The sequence below is a fragment of the Marinobacter fonticola genome, from assembly GCF_008122265.1.
GTDB lineage: Bacteria > Pseudomonadota > Gammaproteobacteria > Pseudomonadales > Oleiphilaceae > Marinobacter_A > Marinobacter_A fonticola.
This window is the reverse complement of the sequence record NZ_CP043042.1, coordinates 1,571,383-1,588,312: the sequence shown is the minus strand read 5'-3', so window position 1 is coordinate 1,588,312 and position 16,930 is coordinate 1,571,383. Positions and strand designations below refer to the sequence as shown.

Sequence of the window (16,930 nt, the reverse complement as noted above, 5' to 3'; positions counted from 1 at the left end):
AGTCACTGCCAAAGAGCCATCAACGCGCATCGAGGGTGGTCAGGTAGAAACATTCATCGGATCAGTGTCCGTTCCAGGAGTTCGCGAACCGCAGAAAACTCGCTTTGTATATCGTCCAGAATGTGCACCGCTTCATCGAGCCGGTCTTCTCGTCCGGCCAATTCCGCGTCCGAGCACAGGGAACCGAGGCGCGGCGCTCCGATATTGATGCAGCTGCCTTTGAAACTGTGGGCCGACTTGGTGAATGCATCCACGTTGCGCTCCCGCAACGACGAGCGCAGCGCATCAAGCCGTTCGCTGGAGTCGCTCAGATAGGTCCTGATCAGAACCTCGAACTCGTCCTCCATGACTTCACGCAGTTCCGCCAGGGCTTCGCCATCCAGATGTGGCTTTTGGTTCATGGTCGTCTCGTCTCCTTACAGGTCTACTGCACAACAGGTCTACTGCACATGGGCGCTCGCTTGCGGCTTGGCCCCAGCAGACACGTCGTGCCCGGCGCTCAGCGCGGTACCGCTCATGACATCGCGGAGGGCTACCGGGAATCAATGGACCAGCAATAGACGGCCTCGACTTCATTCCCGCTGCCCCGGTGTGTCAGCGACTCACACAGTTGATGCAGCAACGCCAGGCCCCGCCCAGCGTAACCATCGTTCTCAAGAGAAGACAATGCGCCATCAGTATAGTCGAAGCCCTCCCCGCTATCGCTGCAACTGACCCGGAGCTCGCCGCCCTTCTGACCTGTTTCATGCTGGAGCCGAAAGCGTACGGTATCGTGCTTGCCGGCACTGCGCAGACGCCGCTCTCGCTCAGCATAGTAGTGGCCAAACCCCTCGGGCGAACTTTTCCAACTAGAGGGCAGCTTGAGTACGCCGTGCTCCAGCGCGTTGGTGTACAGCTCCGAGAGTATGGTGTAGACCTCGCCGCTCCGCCGCCTCAAACCCGGAACCTCCATGCAAATATGCAGCAGCAGAGGCAGCGGATTGAACTGGGACAAAGTTTCACCCGCCACTTCGTACTCGCAAGTCCAGCGCGCCGGACCGCCCAGAGCCGATTGCGCGACCCGTTGAGGCAGCTCATCCAGCACCGCCGATAGCGCCACATCGACCGAGACCAGCGTCAGATCGTCTCGGGTTTGCTCCGTGTCGGTAAAGGATTGGATCGCTGCCAGGACGGCCTCCAACGCGGACCGATCCGTGTCGCACGCGTCGAGCACTTCACGCAGCCGGGCTTCGCCGAACATGTCCCCATGAGCATTGGTGGCTTCCGGCACACCATCGGTAACGAACAGTATGGTGTCGCCCTCTTCCACTTTCACCGTATCCACTTCCGCGGAGAAGCGATCGCCGGAGACAACACCCAACGGTAGGTGACGCGACGGCAGCGGCAATAAATCTTGGTCGCGGCGCATGAGAAATCCGGCCGGCAAACCACCGTTCCAGAACGTGAGGTTGCCGAGGTGGAAATCCAACTCCAAGAAGGCGGCACAGCAGAACATATCGGTTGGCAGGATACGCCAAAGCTTCAGATTGATTTCCCGCAGGATATCGCCGATCAGGAAGCCCTTGCTGGTCATGCCGTAAAAGATTTCGGCCAGCGGCATCGCGCCGATGGCGGCCGGCAAGCCGTGGCCCGTGAAGTCGCCGATCAGTATGTTCATGCCGCCGGAAGGACGCGGACAGGCAAACAGCACGTCACCGTTGAATACGGACATCGGCGATGCGTGATAGCGAATATTGGGCGCGTCGAGACAACCGGTGTGCGCAACATTGTCAAAAACCCGACGGGCTATGGTCTGCTCCTTAACCAATTGCTCGTTGCGGGCCCGGATCAAGTCGCGCTGTTTACTCAAGGTCCGGTGCATCACCCGCATTCGGTTAAAGGCGTTGATCTTGGCCTCGATTATGATGCGGTTGTAAGGCTTGGAGAGAAAATCGTCACCGCCGGACTCCAGGCAGCGAGCCAGTGCGTCCGCGTCGGAAAGGGAGGTCAGAAAGATGATCGGCACGAGTTCTTCGCCGGCCAACGCTTTGATATGGCGCGCAGCTTCCATACCGTCCATGCCCGGCATCATGACGTCTAGCAGAACGATCTGGGGCTTGAAGCTGCGAAAGCTGTCAACGGCCTCAACTCCGTTTGCCGCCGTCATCACCTCATGGCCCTGACGACGAACCATGGTTTTCAGAATCAGGCGGTCGCTTTCACTGTCGTCGGCAATCAGGATGCGGAGAGGCTGCGCATCCTTGTCCGCTTCGTCCAATGCAAGGCTTCTCCGGTTCTAACTTGGCCTAATCGTCATGGCGTCACTTTATCGAAAACAACTGTTCGAAATTCGAAATGCTGAGAATACGCCTGACATCGTTATTGCAGTTCTCGATCCTGACCCGGCCAGCATCGCCCCCGGCGTAATCCCGCAATAACAGCAGCATCCCCAGCGCCGAGCTGTCCAGATAGGTCGTTTCCGACATATCGATGACGTAGTCGCTTACTTCCTGGTCGCCGTGTTCGTACGCGTCGCGGAAACTCTGGTGAGAGCTGAAGTCAAAGCGCCCGTCAATACTGATAATTAGCGTGCGTCCATCCTCGCTTCGCCGCGTATGAATTGCCATGCGGTGTCCTCCATCGATACCTCAGTCTGTGGTCTTGCCGTAATCAGTGTGTTCGTTATTGCCGAGCGCCTGGACCATTAGTCCATCGCAAACCTTTAACCACGCCTAAATGCTCCGTGGCCAGGTGATTTTTTTTAGATCCCCGCTTTGAGGATAGCCAACTCTGGGGGAATTGCATGCGCAATTCGTTAAGTCGCGCCTGAATGAACACGTCAGTTCAAGCGTCGCCTCGCGTGTATTCGGTTGGCGGCCTCATCCAGCGCCTTCTGTTCGCGCTTGTCCTGTTCGCGCTGCTCCTGAGCGCGGCAGGCTTCGATATGACGGACCATGCCCTGCTTGCGCTCGTAGGCTTCGCGCCATCCGTCGCGGGCTTTTTCGTAGCTGGCGTTCGCACGCTGGGCCTGCTTCTCTTCCGCCTGGATGGCGTGATCGAGCTGGGCAATAAAGGCCTGCCAGCCTTGCAAACGATTGACCGACACGACCCCCTGCTGGCCCTGACGCATCTGCACGCGGTAGTCCGCCTGATACTGGCGCAGCGATTCAAGTTGCTGCTGGTGGTGTTGCAGTTGCTGACGGGCCCGGTTCATTAAGTCCAGCGCCTGATCTTCACGGCGCTGTTCCAGCGCCAAGACCACCTGCAAGCGTTGAGATCGCGGTTTCATACGTTATCCCCCTGGCTTGGTCTTGCGTTCGGGGAGCACCGTTTTCAAACGGTCGACACTGTCCTGATACGGCGCACTTTCCTTCAAGCCTTGCTGCATGAATGCACGCATGCTGTCGATACGCTCGATGGCGTAATCCGTCACCGGATCCGAACCTTTGACGTAGGCGCCGACACTGATGAGATCCCGGGCTTGCTGGTAGCGGGCAAAAATTTGTTTGAACTCCTGGGCCTTACGGAAGTGGTCCTGGCTGGTGACCTGAGGCATTACCCGGCTAACCGAGGCTTCCACATCGATGGCCGGGTAGTGACCCTCTTCGGCCAGACTTCGGGATAACACGATATGACCATCCAGAATGGCTCGGGCAGCGTCGGCAATCGGGTCTTGCTGGTCGTCGCCCTCGGTCAGCACGGTGTAGAACGCGGTGATGGAGCCACCGCCAGGTTTACCGTTGCCGGTTCGCTCAACCAATTGCGGTAGCTTGGCGAACACCGACGGCGGGTAGCCTTTGGTTGCTGGCGGCTCACCCACCGCGAGTGCGATCTCGCGCTGCGCCTGGGCATAACGGGTCAGGGAATCCATCAATAGCAGTACTCGCTTGCCCTGGTCGCGAAAATACTCGGCGATGCGGGTGGTCAGCATGGCGGCACGTAATCGCATGAGGGGTGAATCGTCCGCCGGCGAGGCGACGACCACGGAGCGGGCCAACCCCTCTTCGCCAAGAATATCCTCGATGAACTCCTTGACCTCGCGGCCCCGCTCGCCGATCAAGCCGACCACGGTGATATCCGCATCGGTAAAGCGGGTCATCATACCCAGCAGCACGCTCTTGCCCACGCCACTGCCGGCGAATAGGCCCAGCCGCTGGCCCTGCCCTACGGTCAGCAGCGAATTAATGACACGAATACCCACGTCAAGGGATTGGCGCACCGGCGCCCGGTGCAGCGGGTTGATAATGGCTCCCGACAGTCCGACTTGGGCCTCGGCCCGTAGCGGGCCACCACCGTCAAGCGGCACGCCGGTACCGTTAACCACCCGGCCCAGCAGTTCCGGTCCTACCGGGACGCGGCTGGCTGCAGACAGCGGCACCACGCGGGCACCCGGGCGTAGTCCCTCAATGGCGGTCAGGGGCATCAGGTAGACCCTATCGTCCTCAAACCCCACCACTTCCGCTTCAACGCTGCTTACACCCTGGCCCTGTATCACGCAACGGTCGCCCACCACCATCGGGCAACCGACGCACTCCAGGGTCAGACCGACCATACGGGTCAACCGGCCGGAAAGTTCCGGCTCGAGTTTCGGGGGAAGATAATCCTGAAGGCGATTAATCCGCTCAGCGAGACTGCTCGTCACGGTCGTCCTCCGGGATATTTGGGTCGTCGTCGCTGGCCTCGTCCGAGGCCGCCGGTGTCGTCGAATCTGCCGTTTCCGGAGGGGTGCCGGGGGTTTCGAGAACCTCACGGTGAAAATCCGTCAGCTCCCCCATCATAGCGTCGAGTTCAACGCTGTCGCCAGGCTGATCGCTATCCAGCTGCTGATCCAGCATGCGCTGCACGGCCTTCTGGAATCGTTTCTCAACGGTGAAATCCACCAGACTGTGCCGGGTTTCCGCCTGGCAGCCCCCGGCGAGTATGGTGTCGTCCTCGACAATACTGGCCTCGGCATCAAGCCGGTTCGCCGCTTCCCTGACCCATTCAACATCTGCCGGGTTAACTCGCAGACGTACGTTTTCCTGCGTGGAGGGCAGACTAGCCAAGGCCTCCCGCACCACGGCACGGATCTGGGAGGAGTCTGTTTGCAGTTCACGATAGACAACAGCCCGGGCCAACACCGTGGCCAAATTGAACAGCGCGGTTTCCAGTTCATCTTCGTGCCGACGGATCGGATCTACCAGTTCACTCAGCAGCTTTTCCAGACGCTCCAACCCCTGGGCGACCTCCGCACTCGTCTTTTCCAGTGCGTCCTGGCGACCTTGCTCGCGGCCTTCAGCCAACCCTTGTTCCAGTCCTTCCTGGTGGCCCGCCTCACGACCGCTGGTCAAACCTTCCTGATGCCCAGCCTCGCGGCCCTCGCGTTGGCCGTCCTCCCAGGCTTCCTGGCGAATGGCCTCGATATCGGCCGCCGTCAAGGGCTTGACGTCGCGCTCTTCCTCACGGGAATGGGCCACCGTGTTCCCGTGCTCGTCCAGCAGGGGAAGTTCCCAGCGCTCATAAGCTGTCAATTCCTCGGAAGGAATACGATCACGATGGCTTTTGTTTTTCATCACATCATTTCTTCGCCGGACCCGCCAAGGGTGATTTCACCGGCCTCGGCCATACGCCGGGCAATGGTGATAATGTCTTTCTGCGCCGCTTCGACCTCGCTCACGCGCACCGGGCCCTTGGCCTCCAGATCGTCCGCAAGTAGTTCGGCCGCACGCTTTGACATGTTCTTGAAGATCTTATCCTTAACTTCGTCGTCGGAACCCTTGAGCGCCACCACGAGCACTTCGGAAGACACTTCGCGCAGCAGCGACTGAATACCGCGGTCGTCGATATCCTTGAGGTTGTCGAACACGAACATCAAGTCTTCGATAGTGGAGGCCAAATCCGGATCCATATCCTTGATGGAATCCATCAGGTTGCCTTCGATGCCGCGGTCCATAAAGTTCATGATATCCGCCGCCCGCTTAATACCGCCGATACGGCTGGTCTGCGTCGCCGAACCGCCCGAGAACTGCTTCTCGAGGATGTCGTTCAGCTCCTGCAACGCTTGCGGCTGGATGCTTTCCAGCGACGCTACACGCATCATGACGTCGAGACGAACCTTGTCGTCCAGGGTGGCGAGGATCTCCGCCGCCTGATCCGGATCGAGATAGGACACGACGATCGCCTGAATCTGCGGATGCTCGTAACGGATAATGTCGCCGACGGCTCTCGGCTCCATCCACTTGAGCGTATCAAGCCCGGTGGTATTGCCGCCAATCAGAATGCGGTCGATCAGGCTGGATGCCTTATCGTCACCCAGCGCCTGGGTCAGCATGGCGCGGATATAGTCGTCGTTACCGACACCCAGACCGGTTTGACCGCCGACGGCCTCGACGAACTCATCGAGTACGTACTTGACGTCATCGCGGCTGACATCCTTCATCTGCGCCATCGCCACGCCCACGCGTTGAACTTCCTTGGGCCCCATGTGTTTGAGGATCTGCGCGGCGTCGGCTTCGCCCAGAGACATCAACAGAATGGCAGCCTGTTCAACCCGGGGAATCTTACGGCGAATTTTCTGCGGCGCGCTGGCGGCCTGATTCTGTTGTGCGTTTTCGTCACTCATCCACGTTCACCCACTGGCGCATGACCTGGGCTACACGAGCCGGGTCTTCTGCGATCACGCCTTTCAATGCGTTCAATTGCTTATCATAGCTGTCTGCCGATCCCGGCAAAAGGAGGTCGTCGCTACGGTCCATGGCTGAACGCAGGGCATCGTCCGTGCCCAGGCCTTCCAGACTGTCGTAATCGCCGGAGCCACCCAGCTCGCCTTCACGCTCCTGACGGCCAGCGCCGGACAGGCTCTTGAGCGTCGGCCGCAGCAGACCCAGTACCAGAATCAAAATCACCAATCCCGCCAGGACCTGCTTCATCAGATCCCAGAACCAGGGCTGCTCCCAGAAACCCGGCTGTTCGAACTGCACGGTCTGCTCCTGCGCGAAGGCGGTATTCATCACCGTTACGCTATCGCCACGTGCGGCTGAATAGCCCACTGCGTCACGAATCAAAAGTGTCAGGCGCTGCAGATCCTGCTCGGGCCAGGGCTCGTAGCTGACATCCCCGGTTGCCGGGTCAACCACACGCATATCGTCCACGGCAACCGCAACCGTCAGTCTTTCGACTTTGCCTTGCTCTTGCCGGATGTAGCTCACCGTCCGATCCATCTCATAGTTACGGGTGGACTCGCTACGAACGTTCACCGGCGGAGGCGGTGCAGGCTCGCCGCCTTCACCTTGCTGATTGGCCGCCACTTCCGGCGCTGTGGCCTCGCCCGGCGGCTGATTGCTCAGAGCACCGGGTATGCCGCCATTAGCACCGGAGACACGCTGCTCGCTCATTTCGCGCTCGGAGCGGATGGCGCGCTGTTCCGGATTGAATAGTTCTTCGGCCTGTTCAACCGCAGAGAAATCGAGATCCGCCGACACCTCGGCACGGAAACGGCCATCGCCCACGATAGGTGAAACGATGCTCGCCACGCGCTTGGTCAGCTTGTCCTCAATGCGGGCGCCGTATTCGTACTGGTCCTGCATCTGCTGACGGTTGTCGTTGCTCTCCTGATCCGACAGCAAGTTGCCGGTCTGGTCGACAACGGTCACATCTTCCTTGCGCATCTCAGGCACGCTGCCCGCAACAAGGTTCACAATCGCGGAAATCTGCTCACCCGATAGGCGGCGGCCGGCGAACACATCCAGAAATATCGAGGCAGAGGGATGACGGGCATCGCGAACGAAGACGGAGCGCTCGGGAATGGCCAGATGCACCCGCGCACCGCGGACACTCTTCATGCTGGAAATGGTACGCGCCAATTCACCTTCAAGCCCGCGGCGGAAGCTGATGGTTTCCATGAACTGCGAAGTACCCAGGCCGCGCTCCTGGTCCAGCAGCTCGTAGCCGACTGTTTTCTCATCGGTAACGCCGGATGCGGCCAGCTTCAGGCGCGCGTTGTAGACATCGTCCGCAGCCACCAGAAGCGCACCAGAGCGGGGTTCCATACGGTATTCGATACCGGCCTGGTCAAGGATGGCAGTGACTTCCTGGGGGTTATAGGCAGACAGGTCACCGACCACTGGCTGATAATTCGGTTCCTGGGCCCAAAGCACCACGGCCACGCCCAGGGCGACGCTGGCGGCCAAACCGACCATCAGGCCAATCTGACGTAGCAGGGTTAGCCGGTTGAAGCCAAACAGCAAGTCGCTGCGGCCTTCGCTGCTGGGCTCGGAAGCCGGTGCAGCGTTAGTGTTATTGATTTCAGCGGGTACGCTGGACATGATTTTGCTCCGCTATTAAACCGGCATGTTCATAACGTCTTCGTAGGCCTGCACCACCCGGTTTCGAACCTGGGTCAGCGCCTCGAAAGACACGGAGGCTTTCTGGGAAGCAATCATCACGCGGGTAATGTCCATGTTGGGATCGCCTTGCTCATAGGCCGTGCGCATATCGCTGGAGGTTTGCTGGAGATCGTTCACCTGGTTGACCGCCTGCTTGAGCATATCGCCAAAGCCCGCCGTCTCCTGAGTACCTTCCGGCTTGCGTACACGATCCAGAGCTCCATTGAGTTGCCCGTCTTGCTCGACCCGCTGGTTCTGCATCATCTGGGCCCGCAATGAGCGGATATCGGAGAGTACGCTGTTGATGTCGGCTCGTTGAACCATGTTTCCCCCTCGGCTGACGCCCTTGCTCAGGACGCCCGCTAACCTCTGTTAATACGCGTTATATCCACTAAAGCAAGAGCTGGGCCACTCAATAAAAGCCTTTGTTTTTCATGGACTTAATTCGAAAAAAGAGGATGGTTACGAGAACATTGCCAATTAATTGACTGGGGGTCGTGGATACGCCGACGTAACTTGGGGTGAGAGCAACCGAAAAAAAAGGCACCCGAAGGTGCCAATGAAGGAGTACTTACGGCAAGTACTTGAGAGCAGACCTGTACTCGCCGGGTTAGCCGTTAACTCACGCCGTGGCCAGTTCGGCGTCGAGATCGATGCCGCAATCGCGCATCTGGGCCAGTTTGTAGCGTAGGGTGCGCGGGCTGATGCCCAGTTGTTCAGCAGCTCGGTTGCGCCGGCCGCGCTCACGACGGAGGGCATCGATGATGATGCGGAACTCGCGCTGCTTAAGGTCATGCCCGAGCGAGCCCGCATCCACCGGCTCGATACCGTCGTCCGCGTCGAATGTCCCATCGTCCGAGTCGTCCAGATACTCAGGCTGGCTATAAGCTGGCGCCGGCATAGCCGAAACCGAGGCTCGGGGCGCCAGGCCGGTGATCCCCATATCCAGGCACAGGTCGTCGGCGACAATTTCCTGACCCTGCAGCAGTACCAGTGCCCGCTGGATCGCGTTATCCAATTCGCGCACGTTGCCCGGCCAGGTGTGGGTGCGCAGAGCCTCGTCCGCATCGCGGCTGAACAGGATACCGGTCAACTTCATTTTACGGCTGTGCTGCTTCAGCAGGTGGCGAGCCAGCGGCATGATGTCACGCGGACGCTCACGCAAAGGCTGCCATTGCATGGGAAAAACGCTCAGCCTGTAGTACAGGTCTTCGCGGAACTTGCCTTCACGTACATAGTCCGCCAGGTTCCGGTTGGTTGTGGCCAGCACACGCACGTCGAGCTGGATGGGCTTGCGGCCGCCGACACGCTCCACTTCCCGCTCCTGCAGTACCCGCAGTAGCTTGGACTGCAGCCCCAGTTCCATTTCCGAAATTTCGTCCAGCAGAATCGTGCCGCCGTTAGCCTGCTCGAACTTGCCGGGAGAGGTCGCATGTGCGCCGGTGAAGGCGCCCTTTTCATGACCGAACAGGATTGCCTCCAGCATGTTTTCCGGAATGGCCGCGCAGTTTATGGCGACGAATGGCTGATTGGCCCGTGGGGAATGCTGGTGGATATAGCGCGCCAGCACTTCCTTGCCCGTGCCGCTCTCGCCGGAAATCATCACGGTGGAATCGCTGGTCGCCACCTTACGCGCCAACTGGAACATACGCTGGCTGACTGGATCTTCCGCCACCGGTTCGTCTTTCGGACTTTGGGTGGTCCCGCCGACGACGCGGGTGACCGCTTCGACCAAAACCTGCGACTCGAACGGCTTGACCAAGTAGTCGATCGCACCGGCCTGCATCGCGGATACCGCGTGGCTGATCTGGCCGTAGGCGGTGATCAGCATCATCGGCAAGCCGGGATACCGGCGCTGGACTTCGGCCAGCAGCTCATGACCGGAAAGGCCCGGCATATTGACATCGCTCACCACGATATCCACCGGCGCCTCGGCCAGCCGCTCCAGTGCCTGCTCGGCGGAATCCGCCTCGCGCACCCGGAACTTGGCTAGTTCTAAAGTGGTAACCAGTGCCTCACGCAGATCCTGGTCGTCTTCCACGATAAGAACGGTTGATTTGGCCATGATTGCCTCCGCCACGTCTGTCTTCTTGTTCCAGCGGTTGATCGCCGGCATCCAAGTCATGATGGGACCTTCGGGTCCATTGACACCCGTCCCGGTTGTTCTTCGCTATGCAGCGACCAGCGGTAGCCGCAGCCGCGCCAATGCGCCGTCAGCGCCATTCGATTCCAATGTAAATTCGCCGCGGTGGGCTTTCACCACCGCCTGGACCACCGCCAAACCTAAACCGGTGCCCTGAGACTTCGTGGTGTAGAATGCTTCCAGCAACTGGTCACGCTGGTCGGGGACGAAGCCCGGCCCGTTGTCCTTGACTGAAATTTCCAGTTGCCCGGTTGCCAAGGACATCCCTAGGCGCACCCGGGTGGCGCCCGCTTCCAGACTATTGCTGACCAGATTCATACAAGCCCCCACCAACGCATCGCGATTGCAATGAATTGCGCCTTCGTCGGCCTGCATATCCCACTCGAGTTCGATACCGGCTTTCAGCGGCAGCGCTTCGGCAGCAGCCCGGAGGCCATCGGCCAAGCCCGCCAGTGGAAGCTGCTCTGCCAGGCGGGTTTCGCCGCGTGCGAAAATCAGCATGTCGCGAACTTGCTGCTCCAAGTGAGTCAGGCGCGACATCAGGCGATTGGCACAGCGCTGACGTAGTTCTTCATCCAGGTCCGGCTGGGATAGGTGACCACCGTAGAGAATGGCCGCGGATAACGGCGTACGAATCTGATGCGCCAGCGACGCGACCATCTTGCCCATGGCCGAAAGGCGCTGGGCATGGGACAACTGCGATTGCAGGCGGCGGGTTTCGGTCAGGTCGGTCAACAGGATCAGCTGGCCAGGCTCGTTTTCCATGGAACGGATCTCGATGCTCACCCGGCGGCCGTCGCGTAGCGACACCTCGTGACCATCATCCCGACGCGGCGCGAAACAACGACGAATGACATCCAGCCAGGCTTCGCCGTCCAGCGGCTCGCCCAGCAGCGAAACGGCGGCAGGGTTGCACTGGCTCACTACGCCCTTGCTGTCGAGCACGACCACGCCGGCAGGCATGACAGCCAATAGCGTGGATAGACGGTCCGCCAGTCGCTCCTTTTCTTCCAACTCCTGCTGACGTTGGCGGGTCTCGGCCGAAAGCTCACCGGATAGCTGGTTTACCCGGGATTCGAGCGTCCGGTAAGAGTCGGTAATCTGGCGCGACATGCGATTGAACAGATCGAGCGCGGAATCCACAGCCGCGTCTTCGCTGGACTGCGGGCCATTGGTCCGCGGAAATAAGGCCGTCACCTTTTCATTCGCGTCAGCAGCGGCATTGGATGCGCGATCCGGCGCGGACGAATGGATGGAAAACTGCAATTGGCTCATGCCTGACCTCCGGAAGTCGACCGCAGAAACCGATCTGCGATGCCTCAGGTTAAATGGACGTTGCAGGCTAATAAGCGATTGCTGTGCCAGTTTTGTTTTCTCGTGTGTTTTCAGTCGCTTTCAGAAATGACCGTAGAGCCGACGACAGTTATCCGTCGGCTAAGGGGCGGGATTGTCCAGAGGTTAAACGGGATTTTGACGGGTGGCCGGGATCCTGAAGATCGCCGCCAAGTGGTGCCGGGCGCGACACCACAACAGCCTAGGGGAGACGGTCAAATGTTCTCGGAGGTATCGGAGGTGTCTTCACGCAAGCCATACTTACGCACCTTCTCAACCAGCGTCGTGCGACGGATCCGCAATTTCTCGGCGGCCCGAGCCACCACGCCGCCGGCCTCGTCCAGAGCCTGCTGGATCAACTGCTTTTCCAGATTGCCCAGATAGTCCTTGAGATCGATACCATTCACCGGCAATAGCGCTGGCGCGTCCAGGCCCACCAGGCCATGAACGCCAGCCGGCATACCCACATCCTCGACCGGACGGTTCTCGTCGAAATCGTCCACGTAGCGAAACTTCTTGGGCAGCTCCTGCACACCAATCACGCCATAAGGATGCATGATCGCCAGTCGCTCGATCAGGTTCGCCAGCTCGCGCACGTTGCCCGGCCAGTCGTGGCGGCACAAACTCATGATCGCGGCAGAATTGAGCCGCAACGATCCGCGCTTCTCCTTTTCCATCCGTGAAATCAGCTCGTTTACCAGCAGCGGGATATCTTCGACGCGCTCACGCAGTGCCGGCATTTCGATGGGAAAGACGTTGAGACGGTAGTAGAGATCTTCACGGAAATTACCGGCCTCTATCATGTCTTCGAGGTTCTTGTGCGTCGCGGCGACCACGCGAACATCGGCCGACTGGGTGCGATTGCTGCCGACGCGTTCGAAGGTCTTCTCCTGCAATACCCGCAAGATTTTGACCTGCATGTTCAGCGGCATATCGCCGATCTCGTCCAGAAACAGGGTACCGCCCTCAGCCATCTCGAAACGACCCACACGGGCGGTAATCGCACCGGTGAAAGCGCCCTTTTCATGACCGAACAGTTCGCTTTCCAATAGCTCGGCCGGAATCGCGCCACAATTGACGGGCACAAACGGCTTCTGGCGACGGGGTGAGTGGTAGTGCAGGTTGCGCGCCACCACCTCCTTGCCGGTTCCGGATTCGCCGGTAATCAGCACGCTGACCTCTTTGTCGGCCACCTGCCCCATCAGCTGACGGACGTGCTGAACCGTACGACTGGTGCCCACCAGGCTGCGGAATAGCTGGATACTGCGCTGCTGCCCCCGTTCGCGGGTATGGGCATACTGGTCGCGAAAAACCTGGGCCCGGTATAGGGAGTCGATAAACTTGGTATAATTCAGCGGCCACTCCATGCGGGCAATAACCCGCTGGACTACCTCACTATTCAGCTCCGCCAGATCGGGATCGCCAATCATCAGTACCGGCAGTCCGGCATCGAGCTTGTCCAGAGACTTCAGCACCGCAGGCACGTTGGGGTCCCGGCCATCCAATACGGCAGCGGAGACCTCTTTAAGATGATCGGCATCGATCGAGCCGATCTCACCGGGCTCGACCACAGTCGGCGCCTCGCCAAGGAAATCAAGGATGGTCGTCAGGTCACGGCAAACCTCCTGTTCGCCGATCAACACCAATATCTTGTTGTTGTCACTGGACATGCAGTCTGGATCTCCGGGTCGAAAAAATGCTCCTTGGCTCTCAGTCCTGGCGGCTACGGTTACAGCCGACATGGAACAGCTAACCGAAAGATTCGGAGCTTTCTCAGCAAGGCGCTAAATCATGCTGCTGATAATGCCTGATTTCCGACGCGGTTTTAAGTGCCTGCAGCAGCATCAGTCAATTTTATGACGCCCTGAACGTTCAGAGTAGAAGGCGATAGCGGCAGTCAATGCTCAATAACGCGGTCCACGGTTTTTGACATTGGCGTAGGCATTGGCTGCATGCCGGTTCTGATTGATGTCCCGCAAGCCCCGCGCCGCTTCGTCACGGGCCTTGAATGCTCCCTGGGAAGCCTGCTCCGTCAGTGCCTGCAGATCAGTCAATCGCTCTTCCAGGGCACCAGCCTCGACAGCGCCGTCTCGCACTTCGGCCACAGCCGCCTGAATGGTCGGACGCACGGCGTCGTTGACACGATTAATTTCATCGAGATCGTCCAGCGATAAGGCGTGACGAAAGTCATCAAGTAGGCGATCCAACGATTCCAAAGCCGCTGGCATGAAAATCTCCCAATCGAGGTGTTTAGGCCATAAAAACAGTATAGCCGCATAGCGGCCCATGCTGACAACGCCGTGGTTCAGCAAGCCGTTCAACCGAAAACACGGCTACCCAACGAAAAAACCCGGCACTTCTGTTGCAGTACCGGGTTCGCGATAGCGGGCAAACGGCTAGCGGCGGGCTGAACGACGCACTGCAGAGGCGGTAAACTCGCTGCCGCGGAAACCGGGGCTGAAATCGTAAGGACCCTGCCCGTCATCCAAACCGTCTACGTAGTAGCGCTCGGACTTGAGATCGTAGGTCAATTCCAGCGTGGTCCAGAACACCGGTACCGTGTAGTAACTGATGCCATGGGCTTCGGAAACACGCCAGAGATTGCCCTCCTCGTCGTACTCCTCGGTGGCGAGGATCTGCCAGCTATCTTCGTCGATGTAGAACACGCGGCGATGATAGATGTGGTCCATGCCGGTGCGCAGGGTCGCTTCTACCACCCAAACGCGATGCAGCTCATAGCGGGCCAGCGACTGATTGATATGCCGGCCCCGGATAATCTTGTCGGCACTGGCCTCGGGCTGATGCAATTTATAGGCATTGTAAGGCACGTAGATCTCGCGCTTACCTTTGAGCTCCCAGTCGTACTGATTGGGCGCTCCGTTGTACAAATCTTTCTGATCGACCGAGCGTAGGGACGAGCTGTTGGGCAGGTCGGTGGTGTACGCCAGGTTTGGCGAACGGCGCAGGCGGCGCTCGCCGGATTCGTAGCGCCAAGCCAGCCGGGGGGAACGCACCTGATCCAACGTTTCGTGGACCAGATTCAACGTGCCCGCCAAACTGGACGGGGACATGATACGGGTCTTCAGGTAGAAGATCTTGTTGTCGATATCGCGCAACTCAACGCCCGGCTCGCTATACGCGAAAAAGTAGTCGTACTCGGTCAGCACGGGGTTAAACGAACCGTCGACAGTCGGCGTCGCGAAAGCCGACCGGAAAGACACTTCCTCACCGCGGAACCGCAGGATATGATTCCAGATCGTTTCCAGGCCGTTGCTGGGAATCGGGAACGGACTGGTGGCAATGGTGTCACGCACGCCGTTGCCATTATCCAGCAAAGTCGCCTTGGCGGCATTCTCCCGGGAACGCTCGTAGATGCGTTCTGGATAAGCCGCTGTGCGTCGGCTCGGATACACCGGCATCACATAGTTAGGCCCATACTGGCGTAACAACTGCTGGTGACCGGCCGTTAAGTTGTCCTTATAAAGATCCAGATTACCGCCGGAGATAACAAACAGCGGCTTATCGTTGGGAAACGGATCGACCTCGATCTCACCTTCTCGGTAATCCGCCGGGGGAGTCGCCAAACCGCCATTCCAGGCGGGAATCGTACCGGTCACGTTGCCAGCACGCTCAGCACCCATCGGGGTTAGATCCTGGCCCAAGCGTGCAACCTCCGCTTCGGATACCTTGGCACTGACCCCACTGTGCCAAACAAGCGGTAAAAACATGGAAAGCGCAAGCCAACGATGGCGCATGATTCATATCCTCCAAACGGCAAGCCGTGAGCCAAGGTTCCGGCACCAGGACACCGCTGAACACATTTCTGTGCAGGGCCCTTACCACCGGAAATGCCCGACCACGGGAAAATGCCTGAAAAATTTCAAAGACGGCGCTTATTTGCCTGATGGATGAAATAATGACAAGAAATTATTTGTAGGAAGTTGTTAAAACCATGATGCATTTCGAGTTTTTTGACGCCACCGGTTTGCGGATATCTCTCATCGGCTGGACGCGAAACCGCAGCTGCTATCTGTTAGACTACGTAGACAGTCGTTACCTTTGGGGCACGGTATTTTTGCCCGGCTAATTTGCAAGCAGGTGGCTAATCGCTCATGGCATCTCAGTGGCCGTCTTTCACCAAACAGAAGGCATTCCTGGCATCCACTCTGCTCAGAATTGCAGATCGTCAGGAACACGCAGCTGAACGGGAAGCTTCAATTCAGGGGGCGGTTGCGCTGCTTCATGAGGCGCGCACGGCGCTGCTTCAGCTTATTGCGGAGCTCTACCAAGTCCGTCACACCTCACCGCGAGGGCTTGACGAACTGGCCGACTTGGTAGCCGGCGAAAGCGCTGAAATCGGCGAACTGCGCGAACTGGCTATGCGACCGGGCTCATGGTGGCAACACATTGAGGTATTGACTCAAACTCAACGCCACCCCGCCCAACGCAAGCTGTCGGTGGAACAAGATAACTTAATCGCGGTATCTGCAGAATCGGGGCCGGATCGTTCGACATCCGCACTTCTGAACACGGCGGCAGGTCTGAAACAGTACATCGAGATCATTCTGGAACGCCACGACGAGTGGTGAGTCCAACGTAATAAATTTCTCATTCAGGCGGCGCAGCCGTCAGGAATAAGGCAGTATTTATGTCTACATCAATTCTGGAAATTGTCGAGCTTCCCGATGGCGATTTCGCCTTGCGTCGGGCCGATGACGAGACCGCGCCGCTGGTGCGCATCTCGTTCTCCCAGGAAGCACGCGACATGATGGAAGAGCAGGACCTCACGGTCGCAAAAGCGATGATGACGGCCGGCATCGAAGCCGTTGGCAATATAGCCCACGATATCGATTGGGATGAGGATGAGCTAGAGCATCAGCCCTCAACTCATCCGAGAACCTTGCACTGACTATTGCTGACTTGTCATTGCGCAAGATGCAAAAACGGGCGCCTTGGCGCCCGTAAAATATTCATGCACCTCCCGCCCGATGCAGCTTCAACCCCGAGCAGCGCTCATTGCTCAGTTCCTGCCGTTTAGCCCATCAATACACATAGCCTCTCGGCGTACACGCAAACCAAAGCCTAACGATACTATTTTATTTGCCTTCTTCGT

At 58.7% G+C, this 16,930-nt stretch carries 16 protein-coding genes; 2 read left to right on the top strand and 14 right to left on the bottom strand.

Going from position 1 to position 16,930, the window contains the following annotated elements; translation table 11 throughout:
• Nucleotides 1-53: 53 nt before the first annotated feature.
• The 14 genes from FXO11_RS07095 to FXO11_RS07030 form a co-directional block, all read right to left on the bottom strand.
• Nucleotides 54-401 carry an Hpt domain-containing protein gene (locus FXO11_RS07095; RefSeq protein WP_148862336.1) on the bottom strand — a complete coding sequence of 116 codons (348 nt, stop codon included), beginning with the start codon at nucleotides 399-401 and terminating at the stop codon, nucleotides 54-56.
• 131 nt (nucleotides 402-532) lie between these two features.
• Complete coding sequence (locus tag FXO11_RS07090) at nucleotides 533-2,257, bottom strand: ATP-binding SpoIIE family protein phosphatase (protein WP_148862335.1); 1,725 nt, start codon at nucleotides 2,255-2,257, stop codon at nucleotides 533-535.
• A gap of 43 nt (nucleotides 2,258-2,300) precedes the next feature.
• Nucleotides 2,301-2,606, bottom strand: a complete 306-nt coding sequence (locus tag FXO11_RS07085; protein ID WP_148862334.1) for an STAS domain-containing protein — start codon at nucleotides 2,604-2,606, stop codon at nucleotides 2,301-2,303.
• A gap of 212 nt (nucleotides 2,607-2,818) precedes the next feature.
• Complete coding sequence (gene fliJ / locus FXO11_RS07080) at nucleotides 2,819-3,268, bottom strand: flagellar export protein FliJ (protein WP_148862333.1); 450 nt, start codon at nucleotides 3,266-3,268, stop codon at nucleotides 2,819-2,821.
• 3 nt (nucleotides 3,269-3,271) lie between these two features.
• On the bottom strand, nucleotides 3,272-4,621 hold the full coding sequence (gene fliI / locus FXO11_RS07075) for a flagellar protein export ATPase FliI (protein WP_148862332.1): 1,350 nt from the start codon (nucleotides 4,619-4,621) through the stop codon (nucleotides 3,272-3,274).
• A complete protein-coding gene (locus FXO11_RS07070) occupies nucleotides 4,602-5,531 on the bottom strand; it encodes a flagellar assembly protein FliH (protein ID WP_148862331.1) in 930 nt (309 codons plus the stop codon). Before FXO11_RS07070 ends, fliI begins: the two co-directional genes overlap by 20 nt.
• Nucleotides 5,531-6,580 (bottom strand): flagellar motor switch protein FliG, encoded by a 1,050-nt coding sequence (gene fliG, locus FXO11_RS07065; RefSeq protein ID WP_148862330.1) that lies wholly within the window; start codon nucleotides 6,578-6,580, stop codon nucleotides 5,531-5,533. The genes FXO11_RS07070 and fliG overlap by 1 nt, the downstream gene beginning before the upstream one ends.
• Nucleotides 6,573-8,282 (bottom strand): flagellar basal-body MS-ring/collar protein FliF, encoded by a 1,710-nt coding sequence (gene fliF / locus FXO11_RS07060; RefSeq protein WP_148862329.1) that lies wholly within the window; start codon nucleotides 8,280-8,282, stop codon nucleotides 6,573-6,575. The genes fliG and fliF overlap by 8 nt, the downstream gene beginning before the upstream one ends.
• Before the next feature lie 15 nt (nucleotides 8,283-8,297).
• Entirely contained in the window at nucleotides 8,298-8,666 is a 369-nt protein-coding gene (gene fliE / locus FXO11_RS07055; protein ID WP_148862328.1) for a flagellar hook-basal body complex protein FliE, read from the bottom strand.
• 298 nt (nucleotides 8,667-8,964) lie between these two features.
• Nucleotides 8,965-10,407: a sigma-54-dependent transcriptional regulator gene (locus FXO11_RS07050; protein ID WP_148864824.1), complete on the bottom strand. Its 1,443-nt coding sequence runs from the start codon at nucleotides 10,405-10,407 to the stop codon at nucleotides 8,965-8,967.
• 105 nt (nucleotides 10,408-10,512) lie between these two features.
• Nucleotides 10,513-11,760: a sensor histidine kinase gene (locus FXO11_RS07045; RefSeq protein ID WP_148862327.1), complete on the bottom strand. Its 1,248-nt coding sequence runs from the start codon at nucleotides 11,758-11,760 to the stop codon at nucleotides 10,513-10,515.
• A 272-nt stretch (nucleotides 11,761-12,032) separates the two neighbouring features.
• Nucleotides 12,033-13,487, bottom strand: coding sequence for a sigma-54 dependent transcriptional regulator (locus FXO11_RS07040; RefSeq protein WP_148862326.1), 1,455 nt, complete (start codon nucleotides 13,485-13,487; stop codon nucleotides 12,033-12,035).
• 234 nt (nucleotides 13,488-13,721) lie between these two features.
• Nucleotides 13,722-14,045 (bottom strand): hypothetical protein, encoded by a 324-nt coding sequence (locus tag FXO11_RS07035; protein WP_148862325.1) that lies wholly within the window; start codon nucleotides 14,043-14,045, stop codon nucleotides 13,722-13,724.
• Nucleotides 14,046-14,213: 168 nt separating this feature from the next.
• Nucleotides 14,214-15,572, bottom strand: a complete 1,359-nt coding sequence (locus tag FXO11_RS07030) for a DUF1329 domain-containing protein (RefSeq protein ID WP_148862324.1) — start codon at nucleotides 15,570-15,572, stop codon at nucleotides 14,214-14,216.
• Between the two features lie 357 nt (nucleotides 15,573-15,929).
• Between FXO11_RS07030 and FXO11_RS07025 the strand changes: the two genes are divergently transcribed.
• Together FXO11_RS07025 and FXO11_RS07020 are read left to right on the top strand one after the other, a co-directional pair.
• Nucleotides 15,930-16,406, top strand: coding sequence for a DUF6586 family protein (locus tag FXO11_RS07025; protein ID WP_148862323.1), 477 nt, complete (start codon nucleotides 15,930-15,932; stop codon nucleotides 16,404-16,406).
• A gap of 59 nt (nucleotides 16,407-16,465) precedes the next feature.
• The gene (locus tag FXO11_RS07020; RefSeq protein ID WP_148862322.1) at nucleotides 16,466-16,726 is read left to right on the top strand and encodes a hypothetical protein; all 261 of its coding nucleotides are present in this window, start codon (nucleotides 16,466-16,468) and stop codon (nucleotides 16,724-16,726) included.
• The last annotated feature ends 204 nt before the right edge of the window (nucleotides 16,727-16,930 follow it).